This window comes from Streptomyces sp. NPDC037288 (assembly GCF_055603265.1).
The window spans coordinates 143,494-160,256 of record NZ_JBVJVY010000009.1; the positions used below are offsets into that span (position 1 = coordinate 143,494).

Here is a 16,763-nt window from a genome sequence, read left to right on the forward strand (position 1 = left end):
GCGGCCGGTCACCGCTGCCGGGAGGTTCTCCCCGACGAGCCGCTCCAGCGCCCGGACGGCGCCCGCACCCGAGTGCCCCACGATGCCGTCCGTCTCGCCGAGCAGGCCCACCGGCTCGGCCGGCAGCGGCAGTCCGAGCCGCCGTTCGGCGCCGGTCGGCCGCGCTGCGGCGGCGGGTTCGGTGAACCCCGCCCTCAGTCCAGCAGGCGTTCGCGCAGCCGGTCGCGAGCCGCCGGGGTGAGCGCGAGGCCCTGTTCCAGGTAGGTGTCCACGCCGCCCCACGTCTGCTCGATGGTCTCGAACGCCGCCTGGAGGTACTCGGCGCGGGCGTCGAAGAGGGGGCTCAGCAGCTCCATGACCTCGGGGGTGTACGCGCTCTCCGCGCTGCCGCTGCGGCGGACCTTGTAGCGCCGGTGCTTGGCGTTGGACTCCAGGTAGTCGGCCATGATCGCCTCGCGCTCCACGCCCAGCGCGAGGAGGGTCACGGCTATGGAGATGCCCGCGCGGTCCTTGCCCGCCGCGCAGTGCATCAGCGCGGGCACGCTGTCCTCGGTGAGCGCGCGCAGCACCTGGGAGTGCTCGGCGGTGCGCTTCTTGACGATCATCCGGTACGAGGCGACCATCCGGGCCGCCGCCTTGCCGTCGGCGAGGATGTCGCGCAGCTGGTCGAGGTCGCCGTCGCGGACCATCTTCCAGAACTCGGCACCGTCCGCCGGGTCGCTCAGCGGCAGGTTCACGTTCCGCACGCCGGGCAGGTCGACGTCCGGGCCCTCCAGCTGCTGGTCGGCCGCGTTGCGGAAGTCGAAGACCGTGTGCAGGCCCAGCGAGGCGAGGAAGGCGGCGTCGTCCTCCGTCGCGTGCGCCAGGTGGCCGCTGCGGAACAGCACCCCGTGCCGCACCCGCCGTCCGTCCACGGTCGGCAGTCCGCCCACGTCACGGAAATTGCGTACTCCGGCCAGCTCCGGCTCGGTCGACGGGACCTGCTGCGTCACGGGGGCTCCTCACGGTCGGACCCCGCCGTCGCGGCTCGTCGGCGGGCGCTCCGTCGACGATACGACATCGGTTTCCTCGGGCAAGGAGTTGTCCACAGGCATTGTCACCGCGCCCCCACGACCCGATGATGTTGGCACGTGAGCGGATCTGTTGGCACCTGTGAGGTCTTACGTGGTGGACATCGCCGAAGACGGTCGTACCTGGCTCCTCTCGGGGCTCACCAGCAGCTACGCCCTCCATCTCACCGGCGCGGACGAGCTGCTCCACCTGCACTGGGGGCCCCGCATCGCCCTCGCGGACGCGCAGGCCCTGGCCGAGGACCCGCTGCCCGGCTACCGGCCCTTCGAGTCCCCGCTCGACGGCCGCGAGGAGTACCCCGTCGAGGGCGGCCCCCGCTTCGTCCGCCCCGCCCTGTCGGTGCGCACCGCCGAGCGCCGCGGCACGCAGTGGACCTTCCAGGCGTACGAGGTGGACGGGGCGGAGGGCGACGAGCTGCGGCTGCGCTTCGACGACGACGGCCTCGCCGTCACCCTCCACTACCGGATGCGCGGCGATGTCGTGGAACGCCGGGTGACCGTGGAGAACGGCGGACACGCGCGCGTGGAGCTGCTGCGGGCCGACGCCGCCACCTGGACCCTGCCCGACCGCGAGGGCTGGCGGCTGTCCCAGCTGCACGGCCGCTGGGCCGCCGAGTCCCGCCTCGCCACCGCCGCGCTCACCTACGGCGAGAAGGTCATCGGCAGCCGCCGCGGCCACACCGGCCACCAGCACCTGCCCTGGGTGGCGCTGGACACCGACGCCACCGAGGAGCACGGCGAGGTCTACGGCTGCGCGCTCGGCTGGTCCGGCTCCTGGCGCATCGCGGTCGCCCAGCTCCCGGACGCGCGCGTGCAGATCACCGGCGGCGCCGGCTACGACGACTCGGGCCTGCTGCTCCTTGAGCCGGGGGAGTCGTACACCACCCCGGTCTTCGCGGGCCTGTGGAGCGACGGCGGCTTCGGCGGCGCCAGCCGCGCCTGGCACGCCTACCAGCGCGCGTACGTCATCCCGGACGCCGAGCGGGACCGGCCGGTGCTCTTCAACTCCTGGGAGGCGACGAACTTCGACATCTCCGAGGAGCAGCAGCTCGCGCTGGCCCGCCGGGCCGCCGGGATCGGCGTGGAGCTCTTCGTCGTGGACGACGGCTGGTTCGGCGCCCGCACCGGCGACCGCGCGGGCCTCGGTGACTGGACACCCAACCCCGACCGCTTCCCGCACGGCCTGAAGCCCCTCGCCGACCAGGTGCACGGCCTCGGCATGCAGTTCGGCGTCTGGGTCGAGCCCGAGATGGTCAACCCGGACAGCGACCTGTACCGCGCACACCCCGACTGGGTGCAGTACCAACCGGGGCGGAAGCGGACGGAACTGCGCAACCAGCTCGTCCTCAACCTCGCCCGCGAGGACGTCCGGGAACACCTCTGGGAGCAGCTGGACACCCTCCTCTCCAGCGCGCCGATCGACTATGTGAAGTGGGACTTCAACCGCTGCTTCACCGACGCCGGCTGGCCCGGTGAGCCGTACCCGCAGCGCCTGTGGGTGGACCACGTCCGCGCCCTGTACGCCCTGCTGGACCGGCTGCGCGCGGCCCATCCCTCCGTCGCCTTCGAGTCCTGCTCGGGCGGTGGCGGCCGGATCGACCTCGGCGTCATGAGCCGCACCGACCAGGTGTGGACCTCCGACAACACCGACCCGCTGGACCGGCTCGCCATCCAGCACGGCTTCAGCCAGATCCACCCCGCCCGGATCATGGCCGCATGGGTGACCGACAGCCCGAACACCCAGCTCAATGGCCGGGTCAGCTCCCTGCGCTTCCGCTTCGTCAGCGCCATGGCGGGCGTCCTCGGGGTCGGCGGCGACCTCACGGAATGGACCGATCAGGAGCTGGCCGAGGCCCGGCAGTGGGTCGATCTCTACAAGGAGATCCGCCCGGTCGTCCAGCAGGGCGACCTGTACCGGCTGCGACCGCCGGCCGGTGGCCTGAGCGCCGTCCAGTACGTTCTGGGCGAGGAGACGGTGGTCCTCGCCTGGCTCCAGGCGCAGAGCCACGGAGAGCCCGTGCCGGCGCTGCGCCTGCGCGGACTCGACCCGGCGGCATCGTACGAATGCCGCGAAACGGGTGATGTCCACCGGGGCGCCGTGCTGCTGCACCACGGGCTGCGCAGCGGACTCAAGGGTGACCTGGATGCAACGGTTCTCCGGCTGCGCCGCATCTAGGCCTTCTGTCCGAATTGACGCCTTAATTCCAACTCGCTGGGGAATGAGGGTTCGTGGCCGGGTGTGCGTGAGGAGCGTCATATACGTGACCGTGCGTCGCGCGTCATGTTCACGTAATTTCCACGGTGAAAAGGGAAATTAAGAGGGCGGAGCGGACGGAATTCACGGAGTGTGACCGTGTTGTCCCGTGACCGATCTTCGTGACGGCGAACAGCGGGAACCGGCTGCTTGTCTCCCTGCGTCCTACTCGCTTACGTTCGCCAGCGATCCGGACGGAACGCCGAATCCTGCCGCCGCCCGGACTCCCACACACTTGACCCGTGTTCGGCAGGAGCGGGGGACCCACCAGGTATGACGGCCTGTCCGGTCTCCGCGACAGGCTCGGGGTGAAGCCGTGCGCGCACGGCCGGGCAGCTCCAGCCCGAACCCGACAGCTCACCTCGCAGGCGCCGGAGAGGAATGCGCCATGCCCGGTAAGGGCAAGCACCGACGCCCCAAGCCCCCGCGTTTTTCCCGCTCGATCGCCGTTGCCGGCACCGGTGGCGCCGCCCTGGCCCTCCCGCTCGTCGGCACCACCGGGGCGCATGCCGCCACCACGCAGTCCGTTTCCGCACAGTCCGTGCAGTCCCTTCAGGCCCCGGTGAAGAAGGCCGCCGCGCAGCCGAACCCCGGATTGCGCACCTACAGGGTGAAGTCCGGCGACTGCCTCTCGACGATCGCCGAGGAGCAGCACGTCGCGGGCGGCTGGCACCGCCTCTACGCCGACAACCGGCAGGGGGTCGGCGACGACCCGTCGCTGATCCACCCCGGGCTGAGGCTCGCGCTCGGCCGGCCGGCGGCGCCGACCCGCACCGAGTCCGCGGCACCGAGCCGGCCGTCCGCCCACTCACACCCCTCCACGTCCCACGCGGCCCCGGCGCCCCGGACCTCCGGCGCCGCCACCACGGCGACCACCTCCACCGGCTTCACCCTCCCGGTCACCGGCGCCACCATCGGCACCGGCTACCACGTGGCCGGCAGCATGTGGTCCAGCGGCTACCACACGGGCGTCGACTTCGTCGTACCGACCGGCACCCCGGTCAAGGCCGTCGCCGCGGGCACGGTCGTCTCCGCCGGCTGGGGCGGAGCGTACGGCAACCAGGTCGTCCTCAGGCTGAAGGACGGACACTACGCGCAGTACGGCCACCTCTCCCAGCTCTCCGTCTCGGCCGGGCAGACCGTGACCGAGGGCCAGCAGGTCGGCCTGTCGGGCGCCACCGGCAACGTCACCGGCCCGCACCTGCACTTCGAGATCCGTACGACCCCCGACTACGGCTCCGACATCGACCCGGTCGGCTACCTCCGCGAGCACGGCGTCGCCGTCGTCTGACGCCCCATCAGAACCACCTGCCTGACACGCGGCCGAAGGCCGGACCCACGATCCCCGGGTCCGGCCTTCGGTGTTCTCGCCTTATTCCGGGTTGGCAAACGATTTAAGGGTGTCTTTTCTCACCGCTCGTCAACCCCTGCCTACGGTCGCGTAGGCCACATCCGAAGGTGAATCATGGTCCGACGTGGCAGACGATTCGAAGAATGACAACAGATCAGTGATCGGGTCGTACGTGGCGGTGGGGGACAGCTTCACCGAGGGCGTCGGCGACCCCGGGCCCGACGGGGCGTTCGTGGGCTGGGCCGACCGGTTCGCGGTACTGCTCGCCGACCGGCAGCCCGAGGGCGACTTCGAGTACACCAATCTCGCGGTGCGCGGGAAGCTGCTCGACCAGATCGTGCAGGACCAGCTCCCGCAGGCCGTCGAACTCGCCCCGGACCTGGTCTCCTTCTGCGCGGGCGGCAACGACATCATCCGCCCCGGCACCGACCCGGACGAGGTGGCCGAGCGCTTCGAGCGGGCCGTGGCCCGGCTGACCGAGGCGGCCGGCACGGTGCTGGTGACGACCGGCTTCGACACCCGTGGTGTCCCCCTGCTCAAGCATCTGCGCGGCAAGATCGCCACGTACAACGGGCACGTCCGCGCCATCGCCGACCGGTACGGCTGCCCGGTGCTCGACCTGTGGTCCCTCAAGTCCGTGCAGGACCGCAGGGCCTGGGACAGCGACCGGCTCCACCTCTCGCCCGAGGGGCACACGCGCGTGGCGCTGCGCGCCGGCCAGGCCCTCGGCCTCGACATCCCGGCCGACCCGGAGCAGCCGTGGCCGCCGCAGCCGCCCCGGGGCACGCTGGACATCCGCCGCGACGACGTCCACTGGGCCCGCGAGTACCTGGTCCCGTGGATCGGCCGCCGCCTGCGCGGTGAGTCCTCCGGCGACCACGTCACCGCGAAGGGCACCCTGTCCCCCGACGACATCAAGCTGCGCATCACCTCGGTGGCCTGACCGACACCCGCGTGCCCCGCACCGCGCATCCCCGCGGGTGCGGGGCGCGGTCGCGTCCGGCCGTGCGCAGCGGCGCCGGGCCCTGCGGGTGGGGCGTTCCCTGTCGGAAACCCGCGGTGCGGGGGCGGGGCCTGACTCTGCCGGGAGGGGGCGTGCCGGAAGTGGTGGCCCGTGTCCGGTAGGCAGGGGGTGCCCGGCGCGGAGGCTAGCGTTCGATCAGGGCTTCCCGGTCCAGGCCCAGTTCACGGGCCAGCGCGTCGTCGGCCCACTCCTGCGCGCGGGTCCGCGGCACCGACCCCGGGTACGAGGTCAGCTGCACGGCCAGCCCGTCCAGCAGCGCGGTCAGCCGCAGCGCGGCACCGGCGGGGTCGGCGCAGGCGAACTCGCCCGCCGCCACCCCCTCGGCGATGACACCGGCGATCGCCGCCTTCCACTGCCTGTCGAGGTCCCGGGTGACCTCCCGCAGGGCCGGCTCGCGCAGAGCCACCGCCCAGCCCTCGATCCACAGCCGCCAGCCCTTGGCCTGCCCGGTCGGCGCGTACCAGCGCACCGCGGCCCGCAACCGGCGCAGCGCGGACGTCCGCCGCCCCAGCAGCTTGCGCAGATGCACGAGATCGTCCTCGGCCGCGTACGCGAACGCGGCCGCGACCAGCCTCTCCTTCGTCGAGAAGTGGTACAGCACCAGCGCGTTGCTCACCCCGAGCGTCGCGGCCACGTCGGCGATCCTGACCGCCGCCACGCCCCGCGCCTCGATCTGCCCGATGGCGGCCCGCAGCAGTTCCTCCCGCCGCTCGGCCACGCTCAACCGCACTCTCGCCACCCGGTCACCCTAATCCGTTGGCAGGGGTGCCGCGGAAGGACCCGGTTCCTTCCGGCTGTTCGAGTGCGGGACTGTGACCTGCCCACGGGGTGGCGGGGGCTCGCCGGGGTCCGTCACCGGTACCACCCGAAGCGGTCCGCGATCACCGGCAGCCGGTCGGTCACCAGGGCGTGGGCGGCCGCGCGCGGGGTCGTACCGTCCGCGTCCGCACGGTCGAGCATCAGCTCGACCAGGGCGCGCATGGAGCGCCGGATGTGCGCGAAGGCCTCGTCGGCGTCGGGGCCGATGTCGCCGAACAGGGTCCACCACCACCAGGCGTTGGTGGCGGAGTTGACCACGACGTCCGGCAGCACGGCCACCCCGCGCGCCGCCAGCGGCTCCTCCGCCTCGGGCAGCACGGGCATGTTGGCGGCCTCCACGATCCAGCGGGCGCGGATCCGCTGCTGGTTCCCGGTGTCGATCGCGTACGACACGGCGGCCGGTACCAGCACCTCGGCGTCAGCGGACAGCCAGGCGTCCCCGGGCAGTTCGCGGTCGCCGGGGCGCAGCGCACGGCGGTCGACGGTGCCGTTACCGTCCCGGGCGGTCAGCAACGCCTCGACGTCGAGCCCCGCCGGATTGGCGATCGTGCCCTTGAGGTCGGCGACCGCCACCACCGTCAGCCCCGCGCGCGCCAGGAACCTCGCGGTGGCCCCGCCCATCGTGCCGAGCCCCTGCACGGCCACCCGGGTGCCCGCGTACGGCACCACCGCCCGGTCCAGCGCCGCGAGCACCGACTCGGCGACCCCGCAGCCGCCGGCCAGCTCGTCCAGGCCGATGCCGTCCACCTCGACCGCGAAGGCGTCCGCGAGTCGTCTGCGGGCCGTCGCCTCGTCGTCCAGCAGCGGGTACACCGCCTGGACGGAGGAGACCAGGCCCGCCTCGGCAGCCGCCCGGTCGACGAGGTCCTGGGTGAGACCGAGGTCCTCGCCGGTGGTCCAGAAACACTCGATGTACGGCCGCATGGCGCGCAGATAGCGGACGAGGAGCCCGTACGCCTGTGGATCCTGCGGATCGCAGTCGATGCCGCCCTTGGCGCCGCCGAGGGGGACGTAGCGCGCCTCGGGGTCGTAGTGCAGCGCCTCCTTCATCGTCATGCCGCGGGCGAGCCCCGCCACCTCCTCCAGGGTGCAGCCGGGGCGCATCCGCAGCCCGCCGCTGGCCACACCGCGCACCAGCCGGTCCACGACCAGGAAGCCCCGGCGGCCGGTGACGTGGTCCGTCCAGACGAGCGACATCAGCGGGGCGGGGACGGTCATGGGGTCTCCTCGGGGGCGGTGCTCAGGGGTGGGGCCGGGCCGCGCTCGAGGCCTCGGCGCGGGCGCGCGCCAGGGTGGCGGGTGGCACGCGCGCGTGTGTGTGCCGTGTCCGTCGTAGGCGCGGACCGGGGCGGACAGGCCGCCCGGCGGCGGGCCCACCGAGGCCGGTACGCTCCCGCGCGCCGCATCCCGTCGCGCGAAGGCGCAGGACAGAGCTTCCGGCGCGTCGCTTCCAACGCCCTCCCTCTACTGAATAACGAGTCAGTATCCGGAGGTCGTAGCACCCTGTCAACGCGCTGAACGAAGGGTCAATGGCGCGTGCCGGGGGCGTGCGGGCACCCCGGCCGTCCCGGGCTGTCGGAGGGGCCGACCATAATGGGGAGCCTCACCCACTCCACCGGGAGGTACCGTGACCGGATTGCGTTCCTGGAGCTCCGGGCTCCGCGCGCTGCGGCCGGCGGCCTTCGGCGCGGACCCGGGCGGTGAGCGCCTGGCACGCATCCGCCGCTCTCCCCACTTCAGGGACGGCGTCTTCCAGAACCCGGGCGGCACGGCACGCACCCGGCCCTCCGGTTCCGCGCTGGACCTCGCCAAGGTGTTCCTCGACAAGGACACCCGTCCCCTGCGCGCCCCGAAGGGCACCGTCCCGGTGCATCCCACGACCTTCGCCGACCTGGCCGAGCCGCCCGCCACAGGACTGCGGCTGACCTGGATGGGCCACTCCAGCGTCCTCGCGGAGATCGACGGCCACCGCGTGCTGTTCGACCCCGTCTGGGGCGAGCGCTGCTCCCCGTTCCCGTTCGCCGGACCCAAGCGGCTGCACCCCGTGCCGCTGCCGCTGGCCGCGCTCGGCGAGGTCGACGTGGTCGTCATCTCGCACGACCACTACGACCACCTGGACCTGCCCACCATCAAGGCGCTGGCCGGCACGGACACCCTGTTCGCCGTGCCGCTCGGCGTCGGCGCCCACCTCGAACACTGGGGCGTCTCCCCGGACCGGCTGCGCGAACTGGACTGGCACGAGTCGACCAGGGTCGGCGGGCTCACCCTCACCGCCACCCCGGCCCGCCACTTCTGCGGCCGCGGCCTGCGCAACACCCAGCACACCCTCTGGGCGTCCTGGGCCGTCGCAGGCGAGGAGCACCGCGTCTTCCACAGCGGTGACACGGGCTACTTCGACGGCTTCGAGGCCATCGGCGCGGCCCACGGCCCGTTCGACGCCACGATGATCCAGATCGGCGCGTACAGCGAGTTCTGGCGCGACATCCACATGACGCCCGAGGAAGGCCTGCGCGCCCACCTCGATCTGCAGGGCGGAGCGCCGCACGGCGCGCTGCTGCCGATCCACTGGGGCACCTTCAACCTCGCCCCGCACCCCTGGGCCGAGCCGGGGGAGTGGACGCTTGCAGCAGCCGACGCGGTCGGACAGCCGGTCGCCCTCCCTGTTCCGGGCCGGCCCTTCGAGCCTGCTGGAATCCTCCCCACGCATGCCTGGTGGCGGGATGTGTCCCTGCCACTGGACCGCAAGTGGCCTGTTCCGGAGATCACCGCGGTGACGTCTCGTGACGACCTCGACCTTGTGGGCGAAGACTGACCACGGAGGACGACACCCGAGCGCCTGACGGAAGCCCTGCCGTACGGGCGCGAGCGTGCGGGTGACCGTCACCGCCGAACAGGCGGCTGGCGGGCGGGCCAGCCGCTCGGGCGGTCCATGACGCGGACGCCTAAGTGCCCAGGGCCGGCCCCATCCCGCTACGTCTGGCCGCCCAGCACGGTCAACTGGTACACGCCGGGCCCGGCTTCAGGGACGAGGGTGTGACGGCCCGGCACTCCCGTGCGCTGTAGGAGTGGGCCCAGGGGACCCAGGGGCTTCGTGGCACCTGCTCGCCCCCTGTTCCGAGCGGGTGGTCGCGCAACGAGGGGCAGGCAGGTGAATCCCCGGCCCGGGCAACCGGGACCCGAACGCCCGCAAACCGAACCACCGGGCCTGGGGGAAGTACGAGCAACGCGATGATCGGGGTGGGTGTGCAGAGTCTGCTGGCGGACCGCTACGAGCTGCAGGAGCTGCTGGGACGCGGCGCGATGGGGGAGGTGTGGCGAGCCTGCGACCAACTCCTCGGGTGGCCCGTGGCGGTCAAACTGCTGCATACCGAGGAGGCGGAGGACGCCGAGCGATTCCGCCTGGAGGCGCGGATCGTGGCCCGGGTCAGCCACCCCAACGTCGTGGGCATGTACGACTTCGACGCGCACCATGACCAGCCTCACCTGGTCATGGAACTCGTCGACGGCTGGAACCTGGCCCAGGAACGCTCCCTGCGAAGTGTCCTGCCCCCGGCCGAGGCGGCGGCCATCACGGCACAGGCGGCCGCCGGCCTCTCTGCGGCACACCAGGAGGGAGTGGTCCACCGGGACGTCAAACCCGCCAACGTGATGCTGACCACCGACCGTACGGTGAAGATCACCGACTTCGGCATCGCGCGCTTCGCCGAGGAGGCCGCCAGCGGCCTGACCGCCACGGGCAAGATCATCGGCACTGCCGACTACCTGGCTCCGGAACGCGCGTTGGGCCGTCCCGCGCAGCCCGCGTCCGACGTGTACTCCCTCGGTTGTGTCCTGTACGAACTGCTCACCGGACGGCCTCCGTTCAGCGGAGCCACGTCACTCGCCGTGGTCCAGCAGCACGTCAGTGCCACACCGGTACCGCCCGGCCACCTGCGCCCCGGCATACCGCAGCCGCTCTCCGACTACGTGCTGCACATGCTGGCGAAGGACCCGGCCCACCGGCCCACCGCCGAGCAGGCAGCCGCCTGGCTCGCCGCGCAGAACGGGGCACCGCGCCCGGCCGAGCACGACGGCACCACCCTCATGCCCGCCCCGGCAATTCCATCGTCTTCGGCCCCGCACGCCGGTGAATTGCGCGCCGGCACGCACTCGCGCCCCAGCGGTCGCCGCAAACCGGCCTCCAAAGCCGTTCTCGCCGGCGCCGGCCTCGCCCTGTTCGCCGGGGCCACGGCCCTCGGAGCCGCGCTGGATTCCGGCGCCACGGCGCCTACGTCTCCGTCCTCTCCCTCACCCGCTCGCATCGCGTCGACACCCGCCGGCCGGACCCCGGCCACGACGCCATCGCCTGCCCCTCCGGCCGCCAGGACGCCACCCGAACGGGAGCGCGGTGGCGACAAGGGCGGCGAGTGGTCAGGCAAGCACGCGGACGGGAAAGGGGCAAAAGGACGGCAACGGCACTCCGGCGACTGAGCCGCATCGAGGGCTGCGTGGAGGCCGCAGTCGGGACGGTGAGCCGCGCCTGATCGAAGGGAGTCCATCCACGTGGACACGGCAGCGCCCTGCTCGTACGGGCTTCCGCTGACCGCACTCACCACATCGCGCAGCATGTCCGTCGTGGCCCGGGGCTACGGATACCCGCAACTCCGGTGGCCGGTAACGATCCGGGCGAACAGGTGACCGACCGCGCTCCCGTTCCCTGGCACCGTGACCGACACACTGCCGGTCGGCCGCCCAATCCGCGAGGAAAGGACGGTACGCCATGACCCGGGCAACCATTGGCGCCGCTCCCGTACGCGCCAGCGGTATCGAGTCCCGTGCGGCCATTGCGCCAACCGTGAGCGCACCCTCGCTCCCTACACCCACGTCTGCCGTTTCGACTGTTCCGGCAGTGTCGAGAACTTCACCGTCCCCCTGGCGTCACCACGATCAACGCTCGTTGCTGGGGTGGCGGGGGCTGTGGTGTCACCGTTGGCGGCGGGGGCGGGTTCGTTACGGGGGACATCGCCGTCGTGCCGGGGGAGGGCTGACGCGAGGCGGACCGGTCGGGTACCCGGTGACCGCGGAACGCGGCGGATCGCCCAGGTACCCGCCCACCCCACCCCTGGGCTGGCCGAGTCCCTGGGCGACGCCGGCATCTTCGCCCACCGCGCCGGCGTGCCAGTCGGCCCGGCCGTGGCCGGGAGGCCGGCTTCCCGGAACGCAGAAGTGCAGGGGTGGGAATCGCCCGGGTGGCGGGCGAGGGGGTGGGCGGCCGCCACCGGTGCTCCTCGCGCGGAACGGAACAGTCCCCGGACAACGGGCCTCCGGGACGGACGGGCCAGCGGGCGGACCGGCGCGGACCGTCGCCGTCAGCTGCCGGCTTCGCTCAGCTCCCGTCTCCCTCCGGTGTCGTCGGCGGCTCGGTGGGCGTCGGCGCGGGCGGGCGCAGGAGGACGGCCCGGACCACGGGCGGGGCGAACAGGGCGGTGACGGGTGCGCAGAGGGTCAGTACGGAGCGGAAGGCGGGCCCCACCACGGGGTCGCCGGGGTAGCGCTCCATGACACGCTGCAGGTACCAGTCGGCGACTCGGTCCGCCGGCCCGGTGGCTACGGCAGTGCCCACCGCGCCCGGCATCTTGCGGTCCGCCCCGGCGGAGATGTCCCACGCCTGCCGGGACGCCGCGAGGAGTGCCCGCTGCACGCGCCGCGTCGTGGCGATCCGGCGCGGTTCGGCCAGTGCGTCGCGCAGGGCGACCGCGGTCATCGCGGCGACGGCCATGCCCTGCCCGTAGATCGGGTTGAAGGTGCACAGTGCGTCGCCGGTGGCGATGAATCCGGCGGGGCGGCGGCCGGGCAGGTCGTAGCGGCGGCGGATGTTCGCGGTCCGCCGGTAGCCGAACGCCGACGACAGCGGTTCGGCCTCGTCCAGCCACTGGTGCAGGAGCGGATGCGGCAGCCTCTTCTTGGTGTACGTCACGAACTCGTCGTCGCCCGTGGGCGGTTCGTCACCGCGCAGTCCCGAGACGATGACCAGATGGGTACCGTCCTCCAGCGGTAGCGCACCACCGCCGTGGACCTGGGCGCGGCTGGGGTAGACGTAGTAGGCGCTGGTGTCGCCGTCGAGGACACCGCTCCTGCCGCGGTAGAGGCGGGAGGCGTACGCGAGACCCGTGTCGATGGTCTCCTCGTGCGGGGCCTCCGCCCCGATCGCCGTGAGCCACTGCGGGGCCTTCGTGCCGGCGCCGGAGGCGTCGACGACCAGGTCGGCCTCAAGGGCACGCTGCTCCCCTCGGGCGTCGCCGGAGCGGTCCCGCAGCAGCACGCCCCGCACGCGCGAGGCGTCACCGAGGAGCCCGACGGCATCGGTCGCCTCCACCGCGCTGACCACCGGGTTGGCGAGAACGCGCCGCCGCACCAGCTCCTCGAGTCGGGCGCGTGAGCCGGTGTAGATGTGCGTCGTCGCGGGCAGCCGCCGGAACCAGCGCCCGTTCTGAATCTGCACCATGTCCGACGGCAGGCCCACGCGCGGTGCCCCCGCCGCCCGCAGCTCCGCCAGGAAGCCCGGCAGCAGCGACTCCAGAGCCACCTGCCCGCCCTCCAGCAGGACATGCGGATGCCGGCCCTGCGACACGCCGGAGCGCGGCCCTGCACCGTCCGGGAACCGGTCGCGCTCGACGACGGTCACCCGGTCGGCATACCCGGCGAGGACGTGCGCCGCGAGCAGCCCCGCGAGGCTCCCGCCCACGACGACCGCATGCCGCGTGCCCCGCCTGCCGTCCGCACCCCAACCATCCCTCTTCCCCGCAGAATTCACCGATGCGCTCCCCTGGTCGCCTCGTCGTCACAAAGACACCAGTATCCCGCTCGGCAGGGCGGGTTGAGGGCGTTCCCAGCCCTTCCGCGCGTCCCGGACGCGCTCGCTTCGATCACTGCCCCGGCCCTGCCGTCTCCACGGAGGTCATGGGGCGACAGCCGGAGCCTTGCCGTCCACGTGCGTGGGCCTGCCGGGCAGTTCGCGCATGGTGCGCAGCGGCGAGACCAACACCGGGACCACGGCGAGAAGTTCGCCCAGAACACCGACCCACATGGCCTGCCGCACCCCGATGCTCTGCCCCAGCGCACTGCCCAGGAGTGCACCCACCGGCATGGCTCCCCAGACCACGAAACGCACCGACGCCGTCATCCGGCCCAGCAGCGGCCTGGGGCACAACTGCTGCCGGAACACGACCGAGTTGATCTTGAACGTCATGAACACCACCCAGCCGAGGCCCTGGAGCACGACCCCGACCGCGAACCGCCAGTCCGACTGGAACATCGGCAGCGCCAGCATCCACAGCAGGCCGCTCACGGTCACCGACAGGCACATCGCGGGACCCTGCCCGAGCCGGGCGGTGATCCTCGTGGTGAGCAGGCTGCCGAGCAGCCCGCCCACCGCCTCCGCGGTGAAGACCAGACCGCACAGGAACGGCGACAGCCCCAACTCGCCGTTGAGCAGCACCAGCAGCATCGACGCGCCGATCATCGCGGCCAGGTTGGTGATGGCGGCGGTCAGGGTGATCGCCCGTAGCAGCGGGTTGCCGAAGAGGAACCGCAGCCCCTCGGCGATCTCGGACCGCAGGCTCGCCCCGGGGCGGACCCCGGGTTCGGCCTCGCTGCCGCGGATCCGCGCCAGGAAGAGCGCCGAGGTCACGAAGCCGACCGCGTCGACGAGGATCGCGACCGGCGCCGTCAGCGCCCCGACCAGCACACCGCCCAGGCCCGGCCCGCCGACCTGGGCGATGTTGCGGGTGGCCTCCAGCTTGACGTTGGCCTCCAGCAGCTGGCCGTCCTCGACGAGATGCGGCAGATAGCTCTGGTAGGCCACGTCGAAGAAGACCGTGCACACGGAGACGCCGAACGCGGCGACGTACAGCTGGCCCATCGTCAGGACGTCCAGCCGGTACGCGACCGGGATCGAGCCGAGCAGGACGGCCCGGGCCAGAACGCAGGCGAGCATCACCGGACGGCGGCGGACGCGGTCCACCCAGGCACCGGCGGGCAGGCCGATGAACAGGAAGGCCAGGTACTCGAAGACGACCAGCAGCCCCGTCTCGAACGGCGTGGCGTCCAGCGGGCCGATGGCCACCAGCGGAAGGGCGACGAGCGTCACGGCGGCACCGGCCTGGCTGACCGAGTCCGCGGTCCAGAACCTGCGGAAGTCGGGGTGGAAGAAGAGGCTGGAGCGGGACGGCTCGAGGCCGGGCAACCGGGAAGGCGTCATGACCGGAAGGATCACCGGCGTGGTGCCGCGCCCGCCATTGTTTTAGTCTGGGCGAAAACATCGGTGACCGGCGGGGGAGACGCGGCATGGGCGCGGTGCGGTTCGGCGTGGACGACATCGCCGGCGTCAGGTTCGCGATGTCACCGCTGTGGGAGACGGTCGCCAGTTACCAGGCGGCCCTGGACCCGGGCCGGCACGCGGTCCATCTGCCGTGGATCCGCTCGGCGTTGACCTTGCTGCGAGACCAGGACCTGGCCGAGCGGACCGCGCCCCTGAAGTCGCCGGTCCGCACGCCACCGCCGCGCTGCCCGCTCGCCGAGATCGAGGAGGAACTGGCCTTCCTGCCTCCGGCTCCCGGGCTCGCGGACGCGGTACGGGCCTGGTGGGGGGCCGCGGTCCAGCCGTACTGGCCGAGGATCCGTGCCGTGCTGGAGGCGGACATCACCCACCGGACCCGGCAGTTGGCGGAGGACGGCATCCGGCAGGTCTTCGCCGGTCTGAACCCGGCGCTGACCTGGTCCGGGGACACCCTGCTCGCGCCGGACCTGCCCGAGTCCGCCCCCGGTCTGGGCGGCGCCGGGATCACCCTGGCACCCACGGCGTTCGCGGTCCGCTGCCACTTCCTCACCGAGGACGGCCCGGCCCAGCCCGCCCTGGTCTACCCCACCCGTGCCGTCGGCACCCTGTGGGAGTGCCGGGGCACGACCGGCGACAGCCTGGCCCGCCTCCTGGGCCGCAGCCGGGCCCAGCTGCTGACCTGCACCAGCTCGCCCGCCACCACGACCCAGCTGGCCGCCCGCACCGGCCTGAGCCTGGGCGCGGTCTCCCAGCACCTCACGGTCCTGCGGGAGGCCGGCCTGGTGATCAGCCACCGCTACCGGCGCGAGGTCAACTACGTGGCCAGCGACCTCGGGACCGCCCTTCTCGAACGCGGCTGAGGCAACCCGCCGGAACGTGGAGCAGCCCGAGGACGGGGTGGTCCTCCGGGTCGGATCACCCTCCTGGCGAGGACCGGCACCCCCCGCGTGGGCCGGGCGGACGGCCCCCGTGCCCCAGACGGATGGGCCTGGGGCACGGGAGGCGCGGGGCCGGGGAGGCGGCTCAGCCGACGCGGTGCGAGCGCCGCAGGCGGCGGACGCCGAACCAGGCGCCGAGCAAGGCGGTGGCGGCCGTGGCGGCGGCGCCCGCGGTGAGGGCTGCCCCGGCGGACGCGGACGCGGGCGGGGGCGGGGGCGCGGCCGTGCCGCCGTAACCGCCGCCCTCGCCCGCCCGGTCGTAGGCGGACCCCGGGAGCTTGTCGCCGTATTTCGCGTGGACGAGGCGCTGGTAGGCGGCCAGGGACACGCCGCTGTTCCCCACGGCGCGCCGCGCGTCGGGGTCGAGCGGCAGCACACGGCCGTCGCGCACCACGTACCACGCGTCGATCTGCGGTTCCCGGAAGACGGTTCCCAGGCCGTGTGCCTCGTTGACGTAGTCGGTCTCGTCACCGCCGGTCGCGATGTTGACGACCTTCCACCCCTGTGGCGTCCGTACGGTCCACACCGAGGCGACCTGGCCGTCCGCGGAGACCGCCTTGCTCGCGACGAACTGCGGGTCGGCGACAGGGGCGCCCGGGCGTCCGGCGACGAACCCCGGGGCGAGGTAGCGGACGGTTACCGACGGGCCGACCAGGTGCGGCCGGGCCGCGCTCTGCGCGATCGCCCCGTCGCGGGCGAAGAAGCGCGAAAGGGTGAGGAGGGTCGCCGGTGTTGACGCCGCCTCGCGTGCCTGAGCGGTGTCGGCGGCGGTGAAGGGCGCGGCAGGCTCGCCGGCGGCGGCCGCGTGGGCGACGCCGAGGATCGCGGTGGCGGCGAGCGCCGCGACCGCCACGCTCCTGCGGAGGGGTTTGCGCCGGGCGGGCGCCTGCCGGTTCGGTGTGCGGTGCTTCGGCGACGCCGGGCTCGGTGCCGTGCCGCTCGATGACGTCTGGATCTGGATCGGTGACGTGCGGATCGGGCTCATGGGGG

12 protein-coding genes and 1 riboswitch are annotated in these 16,763 nt (G+C 72.9%); of the genes, 6 read left to right on the forward strand and 6 right to left on the reverse strand.

Annotated elements, in window-relative coordinates; all coding sequences use genetic code 11:
- Nucleotides 1–194 precede the first annotated feature (194 nt).
- Entirely contained in the window at nt 195–992 is a 798-nt protein-coding gene (locus ACZ7GZ_RS13905) for a tyrosine-protein phosphatase (RefSeq protein ID WP_471023938.1), read from the reverse strand.
- 172 nt (nt 993–1,164) lie between these two features.
- On the opposite strand from ACZ7GZ_RS13905, the gene ACZ7GZ_RS13910 reads away from it, so the two are divergent.
- The 3 genes from ACZ7GZ_RS13910 (at nt 1,165) to ACZ7GZ_RS13920 (ending at nt 5,618) form a co-directional block, all read left to right on the forward strand.
- Nucleotides 1,165–3,246: an alpha-galactosidase gene (locus ACZ7GZ_RS13910; RefSeq protein WP_471024096.1), complete on the forward strand. Its 2,082-nt coding sequence runs from the start codon at nt 1,165–1,167 to the stop codon at nt 3,244–3,246.
- Between the two features lie 300 nt (nt 3,247–3,546).
- Nucleotides 3,547–3,708, forward strand: a riboswitch (cyclic di-AMP (ydaO/yuaA leader).
- A 4-nt stretch (nt 3,709–3,712) separates the two neighbouring features.
- On the forward strand, nt 3,713–4,615 hold the full coding sequence (locus tag ACZ7GZ_RS13915; RefSeq protein WP_471023939.1) for a M23 family metallopeptidase: 903 nt from the start codon (nt 3,713–3,715) through the stop codon (nt 4,613–4,615).
- A gap of 217 nt (nt 4,616–4,832) precedes the next feature.
- On the forward strand, nt 4,833–5,618 hold the full coding sequence (locus tag ACZ7GZ_RS13920; RefSeq protein WP_471024097.1) for an SGNH/GDSL hydrolase family protein: 786 nt from the start codon (nt 4,833–4,835) through the stop codon (nt 5,616–5,618).
- Nucleotides 5,619–5,823: 205 nt separating this feature from the next.
- Here ACZ7GZ_RS13920 and ACZ7GZ_RS13925 read toward each other — a convergent pair whose 3' ends face one another.
- Entirely contained in the window at nt 5,824–6,438 is a 615-nt protein-coding gene (locus ACZ7GZ_RS13925) for a TetR/AcrR family transcriptional regulator (RefSeq protein WP_471023940.1), read from the reverse strand.
- 113 nt (nt 6,439–6,551) lie between these two features.
- Nucleotides 6,552–7,736, reverse strand: a complete 1,185-nt coding sequence (locus ACZ7GZ_RS13930; RefSeq protein ID WP_471023942.1) for a glutamate dehydrogenase — start codon at nt 7,734–7,736, stop codon at nt 6,552–6,554.
- Between the two features lie 409 nt (nt 7,737–8,145).
- Here ACZ7GZ_RS13930 and ACZ7GZ_RS13935 point away from each other — a divergent pair, with 409 nt between their 5' ends.
- Complete coding sequence (locus ACZ7GZ_RS13935) at nt 8,146–9,330, forward strand: MBL fold metallo-hydrolase (protein WP_471023944.1); 1,185 nt, start codon at nt 8,146–8,148, stop codon at nt 9,328–9,330.
- Between the two features lie 416 nt (nt 9,331–9,746).
- Nucleotides 9,747–10,988 carry a serine/threonine-protein kinase gene (locus ACZ7GZ_RS13940; protein ID WP_471023945.1) on the forward strand — a complete coding sequence of 414 codons (1,242 nt, stop codon included), beginning with the start codon at nt 9,747–9,749 and terminating at the stop codon, nt 10,986–10,988.
- 895 nt (nt 10,989–11,883) lie between these two features.
- Here ACZ7GZ_RS13940 and ACZ7GZ_RS13945 read toward each other — a convergent pair.
- Together ACZ7GZ_RS13945 and ACZ7GZ_RS13950 are read right to left on the reverse strand one after the other, a co-directional pair.
- On the reverse strand, nt 11,884–13,242 hold the full coding sequence (locus ACZ7GZ_RS13945; protein ID WP_471023947.1) for an FAD-dependent oxidoreductase: 1,359 nt from the start codon (nt 13,240–13,242) through the stop codon (nt 11,884–11,886).
- A gap of 213 nt (nt 13,243–13,455) precedes the next feature.
- Nucleotides 13,456–14,757 carry an MFS transporter gene (locus tag ACZ7GZ_RS13950; protein ID WP_471023948.1) on the reverse strand — a complete coding sequence of 434 codons (1,302 nt, stop codon included), beginning with the start codon at nt 14,755–14,757 and terminating at the stop codon, nt 13,456–13,458.
- Between the two features lie 86 nt (nt 14,758–14,843).
- Between ACZ7GZ_RS13950 and ACZ7GZ_RS13955 the strand changes: the two genes are divergently transcribed.
- On the forward strand, nt 14,844–15,695 hold the full coding sequence (locus ACZ7GZ_RS13955; protein ID WP_471023950.1) for an ArsR/SmtB family transcription factor: 852 nt from the start codon (nt 14,844–14,846) through the stop codon (nt 15,693–15,695).
- 163 nt (nt 15,696–15,858) lie between these two features.
- Here the strand turns inward: ACZ7GZ_RS13955 and ACZ7GZ_RS13960 are convergent, their stop codons facing one another.
- Complete coding sequence (locus ACZ7GZ_RS13960) at nt 15,859–16,758, reverse strand: hypothetical protein (RefSeq protein WP_471023951.1); 900 nt, start codon at nt 16,756–16,758, stop codon at nt 15,859–15,861.
- Between the last annotated feature and the right edge of the window lie 5 nt (nt 16,759–16,763).